Annotated in this window: 17 protein-coding genes; 11 read left to right on the forward strand and 6 right to left on the reverse strand. The window is 63.2% G+C overall.

Features of this window, described 5'->3' with window-relative positions; translation table 11 throughout:
- Positions 1–9 precede the first annotated feature (9 nt).
- Positions 10–654 (reverse strand): arylesterase, encoded by a 645-nt coding sequence (locus tag ABID19_RS10945; protein WP_354490360.1) that lies wholly within the window; start codon positions 652–654, stop codon positions 10–12.
- 85 nt (positions 655–739) lie between these two features.
- On the opposite strand from ABID19_RS10945, the gene ABID19_RS10950 reads away from it, so the two are divergent.
- From ABID19_RS10950 to ABID19_RS10965, 4 genes are all read left to right on the forward strand, one after another.
- Positions 740–1,450 (forward strand): ABC transporter ATP-binding protein, encoded by a 711-nt coding sequence (locus tag ABID19_RS10950; protein ID WP_354490362.1) that lies wholly within the window; start codon positions 740–742, stop codon positions 1,448–1,450.
- On the forward strand, positions 1,450–3,999 hold the full coding sequence (locus tag ABID19_RS10955; RefSeq protein ID WP_354490363.1) for an ABC transporter permease: 2,550 nt from the start codon (positions 1,450–1,452) through the stop codon (positions 3,997–3,999). The genes ABID19_RS10950 and ABID19_RS10955 overlap by 1 nt, the downstream gene beginning before the upstream one ends.
- A gap of 248 nt (positions 4,000–4,247) precedes the next feature.
- Entirely contained in the window at positions 4,248–5,027 is a 780-nt protein-coding gene (locus tag ABID19_RS10960) for a Bax inhibitor-1/YccA family protein (protein ID WP_354490365.1), read from the forward strand.
- 114 nt (positions 5,028–5,141) lie between these two features.
- A complete protein-coding gene (locus tag ABID19_RS10965) occupies positions 5,142–5,705 on the forward strand; it encodes a GNAT family N-acetyltransferase (RefSeq protein ID WP_354490367.1) in 564 nt (187 codons plus the stop codon).
- Between the two features lie 9 nt (positions 5,706–5,714).
- On the opposite strand, the gene ABID19_RS10970 is transcribed toward ABID19_RS10965, so the two are convergent.
- Both ABID19_RS10970 and ABID19_RS10975 read right to left on the reverse strand, forming a co-directional pair.
- Positions 5,715–6,101, reverse strand: a complete 387-nt coding sequence (locus ABID19_RS10970; protein WP_095484870.1) for a DUF2794 domain-containing protein — start codon at positions 6,099–6,101, stop codon at positions 5,715–5,717.
- 443 nt (positions 6,102–6,544) lie between these two features.
- Positions 6,545–7,339: a DUF1223 domain-containing protein gene (locus tag ABID19_RS10975; RefSeq protein WP_354490369.1), complete on the reverse strand. Its 795-nt coding sequence runs from the start codon at positions 7,337–7,339 to the stop codon at positions 6,545–6,547.
- 178 nt (positions 7,340–7,517) lie between these two features.
- Between ABID19_RS10975 and ABID19_RS10980 the strand changes: the two genes are divergently transcribed.
- Entirely contained in the window at positions 7,518–8,192 is a 675-nt protein-coding gene (locus ABID19_RS10980) for a ceramidase domain-containing protein (protein WP_354490371.1), read from the forward strand.
- A gap of 38 nt (positions 8,193–8,230) precedes the next feature.
- Here ABID19_RS10980 and acnA read toward each other — a convergent pair whose 3' ends face one another.
- Entirely contained in the window at positions 8,231–10,921 is a 2,691-nt protein-coding gene (gene acnA / locus ABID19_RS10985; protein WP_354490373.1) for an aconitate hydratase AcnA, read from the reverse strand.
- Positions 10,922–11,205: 284 nt separating this feature from the next.
- Here acnA and ccmA point away from each other — a divergent pair, with 284 nt between their 5' ends.
- The 5 genes from ccmA (at position 11,206) to ABID19_RS11010 (ending at position 14,468) form a co-directional block, all read left to right on the forward strand.
- Positions 11,206–11,814, forward strand: a complete 609-nt coding sequence (ccmA, locus tag ABID19_RS10990; RefSeq protein ID WP_354490374.1) for a heme ABC exporter ATP-binding protein CcmA — start codon at positions 11,206–11,208, stop codon at positions 11,812–11,814.
- A gap of 43 nt (positions 11,815–11,857) precedes the next feature.
- Positions 11,858–12,523: a heme exporter protein CcmB gene (gene ccmB / locus ABID19_RS10995; protein WP_354490376.1), complete on the forward strand. Its 666-nt coding sequence runs from the start codon at positions 11,858–11,860 to the stop codon at positions 12,521–12,523.
- A 137-nt stretch (positions 12,524–12,660) separates the two neighbouring features.
- Positions 12,661–12,834: a heme exporter protein CcmD gene (gene ccmD / locus ABID19_RS11000; protein ID WP_354490378.1), complete on the forward strand. Its 174-nt coding sequence runs from the start codon at positions 12,661–12,663 to the stop codon at positions 12,832–12,834.
- On the forward strand, positions 12,831–13,409 hold the full coding sequence (locus ABID19_RS11005) for a DsbE family thiol:disulfide interchange protein (protein WP_354490380.1): 579 nt from the start codon (positions 12,831–12,833) through the stop codon (positions 13,407–13,409). The genes ccmD and ABID19_RS11005 overlap by 4 nt, the downstream gene beginning before the upstream one ends.
- Positions 13,410–13,424: 15 nt before the next feature.
- Positions 13,425–14,468, forward strand: a complete 1,044-nt coding sequence (locus tag ABID19_RS11010; RefSeq protein ID WP_354490382.1) for a DUF2332 domain-containing protein — start codon at positions 13,425–13,427, stop codon at positions 14,466–14,468.
- A gap of 14 nt (positions 14,469–14,482) precedes the next feature.
- On the opposite strand, the gene ABID19_RS11015 is transcribed toward ABID19_RS11010, so the two are convergent.
- Entirely contained in the window at positions 14,483–14,650 is a 168-nt protein-coding gene (locus tag ABID19_RS11015) for a hypothetical protein (RefSeq protein ID WP_354490384.1), read from the reverse strand.
- A gap of 268 nt (positions 14,651–14,918) precedes the next feature.
- Between ABID19_RS11015 and ABID19_RS11020 the strand changes: the two genes are divergently transcribed.
- A complete protein-coding gene (locus ABID19_RS11020; protein ID WP_354490386.1) occupies positions 14,919–15,836 on the forward strand; it encodes an SMP-30/gluconolactonase/LRE family protein in 918 nt (305 codons plus the stop codon).
- A 106-nt stretch (positions 15,837–15,942) separates the two neighbouring features.
- On the opposite strand, the gene ABID19_RS11025 is transcribed toward ABID19_RS11020, so the two are convergent.
- On the reverse strand, positions 15,943–16,563 hold the full coding sequence (locus ABID19_RS11025) for a pyridoxamine 5'-phosphate oxidase family protein (RefSeq protein WP_354490387.1): 621 nt from the start codon (positions 16,561–16,563) through the stop codon (positions 15,943–15,945).
- Positions 16,564–16,578: the final 15 nt, after the last annotated feature.

Genomic DNA, 16,578 nt, shown 5'->3' on the forward strand with positions numbered 1-16,578 from the left:
TATCGTCCCTCAAGAGCTGTCCTGAACCAGGGCAATGGCTTTTTCGACATCCGGCAGTATGCCTTCGACCATGCGGTCGACGCCCTTGGCATTCGGGTGCAGGCCGTCCTCGAGTTGCAAAGCCGGCTCGCCGGCGACGCCGTCGAGAAAGAACGGATAGAGCGGAACGCCGTATTTTGCCGCCAGCTTCGGAAAGATCGCGTCAAAGCCGTTCTGGTAGTCGGCGCCGAGATTGGGTGCCGCACGCATGCCGGCCAGCAGCACGGCGATCTTGCGCTGCTTCAGCTTCGCCAGCATGGCATCCAGATTCTTTTGCGTGATATCGGGAGAAACGCCGCGCAGCATGTCGTTGGCGCCGAGCTCGAGGATGACAAGCTGGGTGCCGTCCGGCACCGACCAGTCGAGCCGCGACAGGCCGCCACTCGACGTATCGCCCGAAACACCGGCATTGGCGACCGTCACATCATGGCCCTTGGCGCGAAGCGCTGCCTCGAGTTTTTGGGTGAAGCCTTCGTCCGGTCCGAGACCGAAGCCCGCCATCAGGCTGTCGCCGAAGCCGACGATCTCTACGGGTTCGGCGCGCGCCGACGAAATGGCGCCGCAAATTCCGAGAAAAAGGGTGAAGGCTGCGGCAAGAGTGTGTTTGAAAGCCATGCGGCAGGCCCCATATGATCGAGAACATTGTGTTGGCGGCAGGCCGAATTCTGGCCTCCTCTCTCCCATATAGGACGATTTTATTTTGACAGAAGCCGTCATCGCGCTGAAAGACGTATCGCTGACGCTCGGGGAAGGAGCGTCTTCCGTCCATGTGCTGAAAGGTGTCAGCCTCGAGGTGACCGATGGAGAGGCGACCGGCATCGTCGGGCCGTCGGGCTCGGGAAAGTCGACGCTATTGATGGTTTTAGCCGGCCTGGAAAGGGTCGATTCGGGCACGGTACGAATTGCCGGCGAGTTGCTGAACGGCAAGAGCGAAGACCAGATCGCATCGTTTCGTGGGCGAAACATTGGCATCGTCTTCCAATCCTTTCACCTCATCCCCAATATGACGGCGCTTGAAAATGTCGCAGTGCCGCTGGAACTTGCCGGCCATGTCGATCCGTTCGGCGTGGCGGCGCGGGAGCTGGAGGCGGTGGGTTTGCGCGACCGCGTCACCCATTATCCCGGCGAATTGTCCGGCGGCGAACAGCAGCGTGTGGCGATCGCCCGGGCACTGGCGCCCTCTCCCCGCATTCTGATCGCCGACGAGCCGACCGGCAATCTGGACCAGACGACGGGGCGGCAGGTCGCCGATCTTCTGTTCGCCAAGGCGGCCGAGCGTGGCATGACGCTGGTGCTGGTCACTCATGATCCGGCGCTCGCCGCCCGCTGCTCCCGGCAGGTATCGATGCGATCGGGCCGGATCGGGGACGCGCCAGAACCAGCCGCAAAGCCTGGTAAGGTGCCGGCCTGATGCCGCTGTCGCGCACGCTGACGCTCGCCTTCCGCTTTTCGCTGCGCGAGATGCGCGGCGGGCTATCCGGCTTTCTGATCTTCCTTGCCTGCATCGCGCTTGGCGTCGCGGCGATCGGCGGCGTCAATTCGGTGGCCCGGGCGATTACCGCCGGTGTCGCCAACGAAGGCCAGTCGCTGCTCGGCGGCGATCTTCGTTTCCAGCTCAACCAGCGCGCCGCGACGCATGCCGAGCAAATCTTTCTCGACGACCTGGGCACGGTCTCGCACAGCGCCAACATGCGCTCGATGGCGCGACTCGAGGATGGTTCCGACCAGGCGCTGGTCGAGGCCAAGGCAGTCGACGGGGCATATCCGCTCTATGGCGCGCTGGAGACCGAGCCAGCGCTGTCGAAGCAGGACTTGTTCGGCGAAAAATCCGGTGTTTTCGGCGCCGCCGCACCCGACCTTCTGTTCGAGCGGCTGAACCTTGGGATCGGCGATCGGCTGAAGCTTGGCAGCGCGACAGTCGAACTGCGCGCTAGGCTCGTCAGCGAGCCGGACGCGGTGTCGGACGGCTTCGGCTTTGCGCCACGGCTGATGATCTCGACGGACGGGCTTGCCGCTTCTGGCCTGATCCAGCCCGGCAGCCTGGTCGAGAACGCCTACAAGGTCCGCTTGCCCGGCGGCACCGGCGAGGCGCGCATAAAAGCCATTCAGGAGCAGGCCGCAGAGGAGTTTCCGCAGTCTGGCTGGTCGATCCGCACGCGCAGCAATGCGGCGCCGGCGTTATCCTCCAACATCGAACGGTTCTCGCAGTTCCTGACGCTGGTCGGGCTGACGGCGCTGGTGGTCGGCGGCGTCGGGGTGGCCAATGCGGTGCGCGCTTATCTCGATGGTAAGCGCGGCGTCATCGCCACTTTCAAGAGCCTGGGCGCTTCGGGCGGTTTCGTCTTTGCCGTCTACCTGGTGCAGATCCTGATGATCGCCGCCCTCGGTATCGTGCTCGGCCTCGTGCTTGGCGCACTGATGCCGTTCGCAGCGAGCGCGGCACTCCAGTCGGTCATTCCGGTGCCGGCGGAAGGCGGGTTCTATCCCGGCGCGCTCGGCATGGCGGCGCTGTTCGGCCTGCTGGTGACGCTGGCTTTCGCGTTGCTGCCGCTCGGCCGTGCGCGCGACGTCCCGGCGACGGCGCTGTTTCGCGAAATGGGTTTTGAGGGCCGCGGTTTTCCACGCCCGCTCTACCTCGCGGCGGCGCTCGGCATCGCACTGCTGCTGGCGGCGCTGGCCATTCTGTTTTCCGGCGACCGCCGCATCGCCTCGATCTTCGTCGGCGCTACCATTTTTGCCTTCCTGGTGCTGCGCTTTGTCGGCGCGCTGGTGCAGTGGGCCGCCAGAAAGAGCCCGCGCGTTGGTTCGACGGTATTCAGGCTCGCCATCGGCAACATCCATCGGCCAGGCGCCTTGACACCGTCGGTGGTGCTGTCGCTGGGACTGGGGCTGACGCTTCTGGTGACGCTGGCACTGATCGACGGCAATCTCAGGCGTCAGATTTCCGGCAGCCTGCCGGAACGGGCGCCGAACTTCTTCTTCGTCGATATCCAGAGCAGCGATGTCGACGCGTTCTCGGCGCTGGTCGTCAGGCAAGCGCCGCAGGGTACGCTGGTCAAGGTGCCGATGCTGCGCGGCCGGGTGATGGCGCTGAACGGCGTCGACGTCGACAAGGTCAAGGTCCCGGCGGAGGGGGCCTGGGTGCTGCGCGGCGATCGCGGGTTGACCTACGAGGCCAGAATTCCCGCGAATGCGACGCTGACCGAAGGCACGTGGTGGCCGGACAATTATGCCGGCGAGCCGCTGGTGTCGTTTTCGGCCGAGGAAGGCAAAGAGATCGGACTGAAGCTCGGCGACACCGTCACCGTCAACGTGCTTGGCCGTAACGTAACGGCGACGATCGCCAATTTCCGCCAGGTCGAGTGGGAGACGATGGGCATCAACTTCGTCATGGTGTTCTCGCCCAACACATTTGCCGGCGCGCCGCATAGCTGGCTGGCGACGCTGACCGAGAAGGGCGCGTCGGCGGCCGACGATGCCCGGCTTCTCAATGCCGTCACCCGTGCCTTTCCCGCGGTGACGACAGTCAGGGTCAAGGACGCGCTCGACATCGTCAACCGGCTGGTGGCGCAACTCGGCACCGCGATCAGGGCGGCGGCCGGCGTGGCGCTGATCGCCTCGGTGCTGGTGCTGGCCGGCGCGCTGGCCGCCGGCAACCGGGCCCGCATCCATGACGCAGTGGTGCTGAAGACGCTGGGCGCCACCAGGAAAACGCTGATCGCGGCCTTTTCGCTGGAATATATGCTGATCGGCCTCGCCACCGCGATCTTCGCGCTGGCGGCAGGCGGGATAGCGGCGTGGTTCGTTGTCGCCCGCGTCATGACGCTGCCATCGCATTTTATGCCCGATGTAGCGGTGGCAACCATCGTCTTTGCGCTGGTGGTCACGGTCGGCATTGGCCTCGCCGGCACCTGGCGGGTGCTGGGCCACAAGGCAGCCCCGGTGCTGCGCAATCTCTGATCTGCGAGGCTGGACGAGGCTGGTTTTTGATTAATTCTGCGTAATGTTGAGGGCTTTAAAAGCCGAAAAACCGGATTTCCGCGACTTCACGAAGCATTACGCTCCGTTACGGTCTTGTTCTCGACGCCAATAACCATCATATTTCGCCGCAGGCATGCTGGAGCCCCGCCAGCGGCGCCTGGGTTCAAATGGACCTGAGTTCAAATGGACCTGACACCGGACGGGGCAGAAGCAATATGAGGATTTCCATGGCTGAACCGCTTCGCAACTATCAGACGCGCGCCGTGCCCGGCGCCGGCGTCGATGCTGCCATCGACCAGGGCCTGCGCGCCTATATGATTAAGGTCTACAATCTGATGGGGCTTGGCCTCCTCATCACCGGCCTTGCCGCGGTCGGCACGATTATGCTGGCCACCACCACCGATCCGGCTTCGGCGGTCGCCACGCTGCCGAGCGGCGAAATGCTGACCTCCTTCGGCTACGCGATCTTCGGGTCGCCGCTGCGCTGGGTGGTGATGCTGGCTCCGCTCGCCGCCGTGCTGTTCCTGTCGTTCCGTGTCCAGTCGATGAGCGTTTCTGCCGCGCAGACGACGTTCTGGGTCTATGCCGGCCTGGTCGGCCTGTCGCTGTCGTCGATCTTCCTCGTCTACACGACCGCCAGCATTTCGCAGACCTTCTTCGCCACCGCAGCGGCTTTCGGTGCGCTGTCGCTGTATGGCTATACGACCAAGCGCGATCTGACCGCATTCGGCTCGTTCCTGGTGATGGGCGTATTCGGGCTGATCATCGCGATGGTGATCAACATCTTCCTGCAATCGTCGGCCCTGTCCTTCGCCGTTTCGGCGCTCGGCGTGCTGATCTTTTCGGGCCTCACCGCCTATGACACGCAGAAGATCAAGGAGATGTATTTCGAGGGCGACGCCACCGACGTTGCCGGCCGCAAGGCGATCATGGGCGCGCTGACGCTCTATCTCGACTTCATCAACCTGTTCATGTTCCTGCTGCAGTTCATGGGCGACCGCCGCTAAGGCGATCCTGCTTCTGTGGACCAGCGATTTTGGAAAGGGCGGCCCAACAGCCGCCCTTTCTTTTTGTGCCGGCCTTTGCTGTGATGGAAGGCAGATGAACGACTTGCATAAATTATGAGCAGCGTCACGATACGGGCCGCGACTTCGGCCGATCTTGACCGGATCACCGGCATCTATGCCGATGCGGTTATCCGTGGTACGGCGAGCTACGAACTGGAGCCGCCTGATCGTGCCGAGATGGGGCAGCGATTCGACAGTTTGATAGCTGGCGGCTTTCCGTATCTGGTCGCGGAAAAAGACGGCATCGTGCTCGGCTATGCCTATGCCGGTGCCTTTCGGCCGCGCCCTGCGTACCGCTTTGTCGTCGAGGATTCCGTCTATGTCGCGCCCGAGGCCAAGGGGCAGGGCGTTGGGCTCAAGCTGATGCGAGGCCTGATCGAGGCGGCCGAGGCGGCGGGCTTTCGCCAGATCATCGCAGTGATCGGTGACGGCCGGCCGGACAGTGCCTCGGTGCGGCTACATGAAAAGCTAGGCTTTCGCCATTCGGGTCGCCTCGAAGGCTCCGGCTATAAGCACGGACGCTGGCTGGACACGGTGTTCATGCAGCTGCCGATCAACGGTGGCGCGTCTATCGCGCCCGATCCGCAATCGCTGCCCGAACGGAAGTTCCGTAAGTAAAATAACGAGTTAGGCCTCGACCAGCTTCAGCGTGCGGTCGAAGACGCCAAGCACGCGGCCAAGTTCCTGGCCACGCTTGAGGATGCGACCGCCGGCGGCAATAACGGCGAATGCGCCTTGCCGGCGCGCCAGCTTCGGATCCTTGACGATCTGGAACAGCGGCACCTCGCTGGTGCGACGGAACACGGAAAAGACGGCGCGGTCGGTGAGATGGTCGATGGCGTAGTCGCGCCATTCATTGGCAGCGACCATGCGCCCGTAAAGCCTCAGGATCTGGTCCAGTTCGCGCCGGTCGAACCGCACCGGCTGGTCGAGGCGTTCGCGTCTTGCCTCATGCAGCGGGATCAGTATTGCGGATGCGTCTCCATCCTCCGTCCCACTGCCGTGATCAGTCATGCCTCGATCCCTTCGAATGAATCTTATGCCAGCCAAAGTTGGCGCTTTCGCCGTGGAATTGCAAGCCCAACCGGGCAAAGGCAGCGCCCGCACCGTTTCCGCAGTGTCCAGTCACGTTTATAAAACGTCCGTTGGAATTGGTGATGCTTCGCCACAATTCTGCCTTCTTTTATCCGCGCTCATGCCCCAATGTCCGACGAATTTACGGCTGTTGCCTGAGACGGTTCGGTCCGGCACTGGCTCGTAAACCCCAAGCCCCCCGCCCACGGGTCTGCGTCGGATCGAACCAACCTCGGTTTTTCCCTCGGAAAAATCGGGTGCGACGATCCCAAACCTAAATGACCGGCGTCAGAAGCAAGCTGACGTCGGTTTTTTATTGCTGGATGGAGTGGGATGCGTGCGGCTTCCCTTTCTCCCCGCAAGGGAGAAGGAGAGGTTTCCACTTACGGCTTGTGGATCAAGGCGGCGCCCAGAATAGGGCCTGGCAGGCCGTCCTTGCCCACCGATTGCAGCAGCACGGCGCAGCCGCCTTTCTTGGAAATCACGCTCATAGGCAGTTCGTAGCGCTGCGCCTTGCCTTGCCACATGCCGGCAGTCTGGATGCCGGAGACAGCGTTCCAGTAGGTCATGCTGCGGCCGGTGTTTTCGCCTTTGCCGATTTTGATCGTCTGCGGCGGGTCGAAATAGACGATGACGACATGAGCATCGCTGGGGCCGGCCCCGGCCTCGCCGGCATCGATGATGACGCGGTCGCTGGTCCGGCTGACCTTGATGCTGACCCGCATCCCTTCGCCTGATTTCTCCATGCGGGCGAGCGCGCCGTCGACTTCCTTGCGGCTGGCGCCGTTGACATGGCTGCGGCCATTGATAACGGCCTGCGGCGTATAGACAGAGCGGCTGCCAAAGGTGCGCATATATTCGTATTGCCGCTCGGTGTTTTCCTTGCGGCTTAGCGTGTCCTTCCAACCGAGGTAATCCCAGTAGTCGACGTGGTAGGCGAGCGCGACGATGTTTTCCCTGGCGGCAAGTTCGGCGAAGAATTCATCGGCCGGCAAGCAGGAATTGCAGCCTTGACTGGTGAAGAGCTCGACCACGCCCAACGTTTGTCCGGTCGAGGATTTGTCGGTCTGGGGGCCGCCGGCTTCGCCGGCAAGCGCATTACCGGCAAGCGTGGCGCCGGCAAACACCGAAAGGGCCAGCGCAAATGCCGCAAGCCGCAATGGTCTTCGAGATGTCATGGCCCGTTTCGACTCCCGCCGGTGATGCCGGCTTTGTTCTGATTGGCGAAATATGTGGCAGAAGCGGCAGTCAACGGGAAGTCACGTTGCGGTGAAATTTTATCGTCGCAGTCGACTGCAAGAGCGCAACAGCAGGGGTTACACTTCAGGGTAGAAACCGATTCGGGCAACAATCAGCATGTGGCAAACTCTTCTGACGCCGGTCGACCTCTATTGTGAGCGGGTCGGGCCGGAGATCTGGGCCGAACCGGTCAACGCACTGACCAATCTGGCTTTTCTTGCCGCCGGGCTGTGGGGTGTCCGGGAAGTGCGCCGGCGCGGCACCGGCATCTTTGCCGAAGCGCTGGCCTGGTGGGTGGTGGCGATCGGCATCGGCTCGGCGCTGTTCCACACCTTCGCCAACCACGCCACGATCTGGGCCGATATCCTGCCGATCGCCGGCTTCACGCTGGCCTACACGCTGTTCAACCTGCGCCGCTTCCTCGGCATGAGATGGGGCAAGGCGATCGCTATCTTCGTCGCCTTCTATGCCATTGCCGGGTTATTGACTTGGGCCGTGCCGGACTGGCTGCGCCAAGCGTCGAACGGCACCACCGGCTATCTGGCGCCCTTCCTGGCGCTCGCCTTCTTCGGCGCCTTGGTGGCGGCGAGCGGCAACCGCGCCGGCTGGTACAATCTGGCTGGCTCGGCGATCTTCGTCGTGTCGGTCATCTGCCGGATGATCGATCCGCTGGTCTGCGGCAGCTTTCCGCTCGGCACGCATTTCCTGTGGCACATTCTCAACGGGCTGATGCTCGGCGTGCTGCTGGCAGCGACGGCACGGTTTGGGAAGGCAGTAGGCAGTAGGCAGTAGCCTATTCCCTACTGCCTAAGCCCTATTCCCTTGCTGCTTTAAGCAGCCAGATCGCGCAGCACGTACTGCAGGATGCCGCCGTTCTTGAAGTAGTCGAGTTCGTCGAGCGTATCGATGCGGCAGATGATCGGAACTTCCTTCACCGTGCCGTCGCCATAAGTGATTTTGGCGGTCATCTTCTGGCGCGGCTTAATGGCGCTCAGCCCGTCGATCTCGACCAGTTCGTCGCCCTTGAGGTTGAGCGAGGCCCACGAGGTGCCTTCCTCGAAGACGAAGGGGATGACACCCATACCGACCAGGTTCGAGCGGTGGATGCGCTCGAAGGACTGGGCGATGACGGCGCGAACGCCCAAGAGGTTGGTGCCCTTGGCCGCCCAGTCGCGCGACGAGCCGTTGCCGTATTCGACACCGGCGAAGATGACCAGCGGCACGCCTTCCTTCTTGTACTCCATGGCGGCATCGTAGATCGATGTCTCTTCCTTGGAGGGATAGTGGATGGTGTAGCCGCCCTCGCGGCCGTTCTCGCCCAGCATGTGGTTGCGGATGCGGATGTTGGCGAAGGTGCCGCGCATCATCACCTCATGATTGCCGCGCCGCGTGCCGTACTGGTTGAAATCGGCGACGCCGACGCCATGGTCGGTGAGATATTTGCCGGCAGGCGAAGCCGCCTTGATGGAGCCGGCCGGCGAGATGTGGTCGGTGGTGATCTTGTCGCCGAACAGGCCGAGCACGCGGGCGCCCTTGATGTCGCCGATCGTGCCGAAGCCTGATGTCATGCCGGCGAAATAGGGCGGGTTCTGTACGTAGGTCGAGTTGTCGTCCCAGGCGTAGGTCTGGCCTTCCGGCGCCTTGACGTTCTGCCAGTACTCGTCGCCCTTGAAGACGTCGGCATATTTGCGGGCGAACAGTTCGCGCGTCACGTTCTTCTCAATGAACTCCTGGATCTCGACCGAGCTCGGCCAGATATCCTTGAGGTAGACCGGGTTGCCGTTACGATCCTCGCCGAGCGGCTCTGACGTCAGGTCCATGGTCACGGTCCCGGCCAGCGCGTGGGCGACGACCAGCGGCGGCGAAGCGAGGTAGTTCGCCTGCACGTCGGGCGAGACGCGGCCTTCGAAATTGCGGTTGCCGGACAAGACCGCGGCAGCAATCAGACCCTTGTCGTTAATGGTCTTGGAGATCGGCGTCGGCAGCGGGCCGGAATTGCCGATGCAGGTGGTGCAGCCGAAGCCGACCAGATTGAAGCCGATCTGGTCGAGCTCCTTCTGCAGGCCGGATTTTTCCAGATATTCGGCGACGACCTGGCTGCCCGGCGCCAGCGATGTCTTGACCCACGGCTTCTGCTTAAGCCCGAGCCGGTTGGCGTTGCGCGCCAGCAGCCCGGCGCCGATCAGCACGCTCGGGTTCGAGGTGTTGGTGCAGGAGGTGATGGCGGCGATGACGACGTCGCCATGGCCGAGATCATGATTGGTGCCTTCGACGGCGTAGCGCTTGTCGATTTCGGCGGCCTTCTTGTACTCGGTCTCCATCGCCTTGGCGAAGCCGGCTGGAATGCCTTCCAGTGCGACGCGGCCTTCCGGACGCTTGGGGCCGGCCATCGACGGCACGACGTCGCCGAGATCGAGCTCGAGCAGATCGGTGAAGACCGGGTCGGCCGAGCCGGTATCGCGCCACATGCCTTGCGCCTTCGCGTACGCCTCGACCAGAGCGATACGGTTTTCCTCGCGGCCGGACATGGTGAGGTAGCGGATGGTTTCGCCGTCGACCGGGAAGAAGCCGCAGGTGGCGCCATATTCGGGCGCCATGTTGCCGATGGTGGCGCGGTCGGCCAGCGTCATGTTGGACAGACCCGGGCCGAAGAATTCGACGAACTTGCCGACGACCCCCTTCTTGCGCAGCATCTGGGTGACGGTGAGCACCAGGTCGGTGGCGGTGACGCCTTCCCTCAGTCTGCCGGTGAGACGGAAGCCGATGACTTCGGGCAACAGCATGGAGACGGGCTGGCCAAGCATTGCGGCCTCGGCCTCGATGCCGCCAACGCCCCAGCCGAGAACGCCAAGGCCGTTGATCATGGTGGTGTGCGAATCGGTACCGACGCAGGTGTCGGGATAGGCGGTGGTTTCGCCGCCTTCAGTGTTGGTCCACACGACCTGGCCGAGATATTCGAGATTGACCTGGTGGCAGATGCCGGTGCCGGGCGGCACGACGCGGAAATTGCGGAAGGCCTGCTGGCCCCACTTCAGGAACTTGTAGCGCTCTTCGTTGCGCTCGTACTCAAGCTCGACATTCCTGGCGAAAGCCAGCGGCGTGCCGAATTCATCGACGATGACCGAGTGGTCGATGACCAGATCGACCGGCACCAGCGGATTGATTTTCTGCGGGTCGCCGCCGAGCGAGGCCATGGCGTCGCGCATGGCGGCCAAGTCGACCACGGCCGGAACGCCGGTGAAATCCTGCATCAGCACGCGAGCCGGACGATAGGCAATCTCGACGCCGGCGGTGCCCCGGTCGGTCAGCCAGCCGGCGACAGCCTGGATGCTCTCCTTGGTGACGGAACGGCCGTCCTCGTTACGCAGCAGGTTCTCCAGCAGCACCTTCATCGAATAGGGCAACTGGGCGATGCCGGTGAGGCCGTTCTTCTCGGCCTCGATGAGGTCGTAATAGACATAGTCGGCGCCGCCTGCGGTCAGCGTGCGGCGGCAATTGAAGCTATCGAGGGATTTTGACACGTGCGATCCGTCCTTGTCTGTTCAGCCTGAAAGGGAACGGACGCCGATGGCATGCAATCACGCGCAAAGGTGCGGGTACGGCCATTTCCGCTGTCCGTTCCCAGCCAACCCGAGCCGTTCAAGGCGGCGCGTGCGCTGGTTCGGCGCTAATTCTGTTCCCGCGCCGACCGCTGGCACGGATGACCCGCATATAGAGAATTTCCTGGAATAGTTCTAGACACGGAATCGCCATTTTTGTTGCGGCGCACCGAAGCCGCGCCAGGACTTCCGGCGAAGGGGAACGAATGCGGCTGATCGCCGAAAAACTGGGCGGCGAACGTGGCGGCGAGACGGTCTTTTCCGGCATCGACTTTGCCCTCGAGAAAGGCCAGGCGCTCATCGTCACCGGGCCGAACGGTGTGGGGAAATCGACGCTGCTCAGGGTCGTCGCCGGGCTGCTGCCGGTGGCGGCAGGCCGCGTGCTCATCGAAGGCGGCGGCGAGGATTTTCCATCGGTTGCCTCGGCCTGCCACTATCTCGGCCACCAGAACGCGATGAAGACGGCGTTGACCGTGATGGAAAATCTGCGCTTCTGGCGCGATTTTTCGGGTGCGGATTTCTTGAGCGCTGAACAGGCGCTGGAAACGGTCGGGCTTGATGGTATCGGCCATCTGCCGTTCGGCTATCTCTCGACCGGGCAGAGGCGGCGCGCGGCGATCGCAAAACTGCTGGTCAGCCGGCGGCCATTGTGGCTGCTCGATGAGCCGACGGCCGGGCTGGACAAAGCTTCGGAAGAGCGATTCGCGGTGCTGATGCGGAAGCATCTTGGAGATGGGGGGATCGTTGTGGCGGCCACGCATCTGCCGCTGGGAATTGAGGGGGCGAAGGCGTTGAGGATGGGGGAGGCCGTTTGATGTCGGTGCTCCACGGCGCCCCTGGGCAAAGGCATCTCAAGCCATGCTAGCCCTCTTCCTGCGCGACATCCGCCTCAGTATCCGCGCCGGCGGCGGTGCGCTGACCGGCGTGATCTTCTTTCTCGCGGTGATCGCGACGATCCCCTTCGGCGTCGGGCCGGATCTCAACCTGCTCGCCCGCATCGGCCCGGCAATCCTGTGGATCGGTGCCTTGCTTGCTTGCCTGCTTGGTCTCGACCGATTGTTCCAGGCCGACCGGGAAGACGGCTCGCTCGATCTGCTGGTGCTCGGCGACAACAGGCACATGCTGGCGCTGACCGTGCTTATGAAATGCCTGGCGCATTGGGTGGGAAGCGTGCTGCCGCTGGTCATCGCGGCACCTTTGCTTGGCCTGTTCATGAACATGGAGCCGATCGGCATCGGCGCCACTGCGCTGACCCTTTTGGTCGGCACGCCGGCGATCACCTTCATCGGCGCTGCCGGTGCGGCGGTGGCGGTGGCGCTGCCGCGCGGCGGGCTGCTGATCTCGGTGCTGGTGCTGCCGCTGACCATTCCGGTACTGATCTTTGGCGTCTCGGCAAGCTATGGCGCGGTGGCGGACCCCGATCCGTTCCTGCAGCCTTTCCTCATTCTCGCCGCGCTGACCTTGTTTCTTGCCGTGCTTGGGCCGGTTGCGGCGGCGCTGGCGCTGCGTCATGGGGCGGACTAAATTAGACGGCCGCTTGGCGTCAAAGGCCGCGGCGCTGCTGTCGATTGCGAAGCCGATGGCGCAAGGTTAAGGAAAGGCATGTTCGAGCGAAGCGAAATGGCCCGGCTGAAAGGTTTTGCGCCGGCGGAGCGATCCATATGAGCGCGCATGCGCTTTATGTGACCGCCGCCTATGCCATCACGGCCGTGGTTCTGGCTGGGCTGATCGGCTGGATCCTTCTCGACCAGCGGGCACGCAGACGAGACCTCGCCGAGCTGGAAGCGTCCGGCGTGCGGCGTCGCTCCGACAAGGCGGGGACAACGAAGCGATGAGCATGGAGGCAAAAACGCCGGCGCGCGGGCGGCGCCTGATCGTGCTTTTGCCGCTGCTGATTTTCCTCGGGCTGGCTGGGTTGTTCCTGACGCAGCTATTGTCCGGTCGCGACAGTTCGGAGGTGCCATCGGCGCTGATCGGCCTGCCGGCGCCGCAGACCAATCTGCCAGCGCTGGAAGGCATGAATCTGCCGGGGCTCGATTCCAGGCAGTTCGCCGGCAAGGTCACGCTGGTCAACGTCTTCGCGTCCTGGTGCGGGCCATGCCGTGACGAACATCCGGTGCTGCTAGCACTGTCGCAGGACAAGCGCTTCGTCATCGCCGCGCTCAACTACAAGGACCAGCCGGAGAACGCCCGCCGGTTCCTCGGCGAACTCGGCAATCCGTTCCAGGCGATCGGCGTCGACGCGGCGGGGCGCGCGGCGATCGATTGGGGTGTCTACGGCGTGCCGGAAACCTTCGTCATCGGCAAGGACGGCAAGATCGCCTACAAGCATGTCGGCCCGCTGACGCCAGGCTCGGCGCAGACGCTGCTTTTGCCGGAGATCGAGAAGGCGCTGGCCGCGCCAGGCTGAGACAGCGGAAACGCGATGGACGAACAAGACATGCGAGATCATTTTCTGGCGCAGGCGAAGGGCTGCGATGGACTTGGTTCGCCGTTCACCGCGAAATTATGCCGTGCATTGGCCAAGGTTCTCGACGCAAACACCAGGGCTGGGCAGGTGGTGCTCGGCTGGCCGGGGGACGCGCGCGCCGACGCCCTCTCACTGCGGCTCTGCGGCGCGCTGCATGCGTTGGTCCTGACGGGTGCCGATGAGCGACTGGCACTGATCTATCCGCCCAACCAAGCAAACGAATTCGAGATCGCCGCGGTGCTGCCGGAGGCAATTGCGCGGTCCGACGAGCGGATCGTCGCTGGCCTCTCCGGTGCGCCGCAGACCAATGAAATTGCCCGGTCGGCAATGCTGTTGCCCGGATTTCTGACGGTCGCGCGGGAAACCGGCCTGCCGCTGGATCTGTGCGAGATCGGCGCCAGCGCCGGGCTCAATCTCCTGTTCGACAGCTTTCACTATCGCTACGGCGATGCCGAGTGGGGCGACCTGACCTCCCCCGTGCGGTTGGCGCCGGAGATGCGCGGCCTCGCTGTTCCGCTTGGTGGAGCGATCGACGTCCGCCATCGCGCCGGCTGCGACACCGCGCCGATCTATATCGCCGACGCAGCGGCGCGATTACGGCTTCGGTCTTATGTCTGGGCCGATCAGGCAGCGCGGCTGGCCCGGCTCGACGCCGCGCTGTCACTTGCCGAAAAGTTTCCACCGATGCTTGTCAAGGCGGACGCGGCGGATTTTGTCGAGAAGGCACTGGCTGCGCGGCAGCATGGCCGCGCCTTCGTGCTCTATCATTCGATCATGTGGCAATACCTGCCGCGGGCGACCAAGGATGCCATCATCGCCACGCTGGAGCAGGCGGGCAGACAGGCCACGGCCGCTGCGCCAATCGCAAGGCTGCGGATGGAGCCGCGCGATCCCGCAAACAGTTGGGCGGTACTCAGCCTTACTCTATGGCCGAGCGGCGAGACGCGCCGCCTGGCCAATTGCGACTACCACGGCCGCTGGATCGAATGGATCGGCTAACCGATCCCATTCACTCAGCCGTAGATCTGCTTGTGGACCTGGTACAGCATTTCGCTGCGGTCGGCGCGCATGTCGGCGAGATCGCGGCCGGAAAAGGAGTCGATTTCGGCGACGAGGCGGTTGTATTGCCGGCGCTTGGCGATGCTGGTGCGAGCGCGGCTCACGAGGCTGTCGAGGATCATAGCAAGGTTCCTTCTGCGCCGCATTGTTGCGGCAGGTTGTTCCTCCCTTGCGATACGGAACATGACATAGTTATGGTGCGTTGCAAAAAGAAGATGCTGCAATGCACCATTGCACTGGACGCATAGCCGGTTAACGGCGCGTGACCTGCTGTGGCCATGCGGCGTTCGCCTCAAGATGCGGGTGAAGCGATCGTCGTAGATCTTGCCATATCGATCGCAGGCTGGCTTGATCGCGCCGGCACCGATTTGCATGACTGGGAGGAAAACCATGGCCGCCGAAGACTACGAGATTCTCGATCCGCGTTTTGCGCGGCTGTTCAACGGCAATGCGCAGGTGGAAAAGCTGTTCACCGGATGCCGGTGGGCGGAGGGGCCGGCCTGGTTCGCGGCCGGCCGCTATGTGGTCTGGTCCGACATCCCCAACAACCGCATGCTGCGCTATGACGAGACCGACGGCAGCGTCAGCGTGTTCCGGCAACCGTCGGGCAATTCCAACGGCAATACCGTCGACCGGCAGGGCCGGCTGGTCACCTGCGAACATTCCGGCCGCCGTGTCAGCCGCACCGAGCATGACGGCTCGATTACCACCATCGCCGACAAATGGCGCGGCAAGCGGCTAAACTCCCCCAACGATGCGGTGGTCAAGTCCGACGGGTCGATCTGGTTCACCGATCCGACCTACGGCATCGACACGGATTATGAGGGCGACAAGGCCGAGAGCGAGATCGGCGCTTGCCATGTCTACCGGGCCGATCCCGGTACCGGCGAGATCGAAGCTGTCATCACCGACATGGTCAGGCCTAACGGGCTCGCCTTCTCGCTCGACGAGAGCAAGCTCTATGTCGTCGATACCGGCCGCACGCATGGCGCGCAGAATCCGGCGCATATGCGGGTGTTCAATGTCGACGATGGTGGCAAGAAGGTCTCCGGCGGAAAGGTCTTCGCCGACTGCACGGCCGGCCTGTTCGATGGCTTCAGGCTCGACGACCAAGGGCGCATCTGGACCAGTGCCGCCGACGGCATTCATTGCTACGACCCTGACGGGACGCTGATCGGCAGGATCAAGGTGCCGGAAGTCGTCGCCAATTGCGTATTCGGCGGCAACAAGCTGAACTGCCTCTACATCGCCGGCACGACCTCGCTCTACATGGTCCGGCTGATGGTCAACGGCGCAAAGACATTTTGAGCGGCCCAAGCATATCCAGGAGGCACCATGCCATTCGTGAACATCCGCCTGGTCAGCAGGTGGCAAAGGCCAAGAGGTGTTTCGGACGGATCATCTCCGAAAAAATCTACCACATGGAGTGTTTGTATTCATCGTCCAGCCAGCGGTCGGTCGCCTCGGCCGAATCGGCGAGCGCCAGCTGGTCGCGCAGGATCTGGCCGAGCGTCGGCAGCGTCGCCCGGTCGTACCAGGTTTCCGGCTTCCACAGATCGGAGCGCATGAAAGCCTTGGCGCAATGCATGTAGGCGGCCTTGACCGTCACCAGGACGATGCTTTGCGGCTCCTTGCCGTCAACGGCGAGCCGCTCGCGTAAGGTCGCATCGACGGTGATGCGGGCATCGCCGTTGACGCGCAGCGTCTCGTTCATACCTGGAATGAGAAAGAGCAGCCCGACCGACGGATTAACAAGGATGTTCTCCAGCGTGTCGAGCCGATTGTTGCCCGGCCGATCGGGAATGGCGATGGTTTTCTCGTCAAGCACGGCGGCAAACCCAGGTTTGTCGCCCTTCGGCGTCACATCGGCATTGCCGGCGCCGTCGGAGGAGCCGATCAGCACGAAGGGGCTTTTGCCGATGAAGGAACGGCTGTGACCATCCAGCGCCTTCAGTTCCTTGCGGATCGAGCCGTCGGTCGGCCGAGGCGTCTTGTAGATGGTTCTCAGCTCTTCGCTCGTGGTGACGAATTCCATACCCTCTCCTTACCT

Source organism: Mesorhizobium robiniae (genome assembly GCF_040545535.1).
GTDB lineage: Bacteria > Pseudomonadota > Alphaproteobacteria > Rhizobiales > Rhizobiaceae > Mesorhizobium > Mesorhizobium robiniae.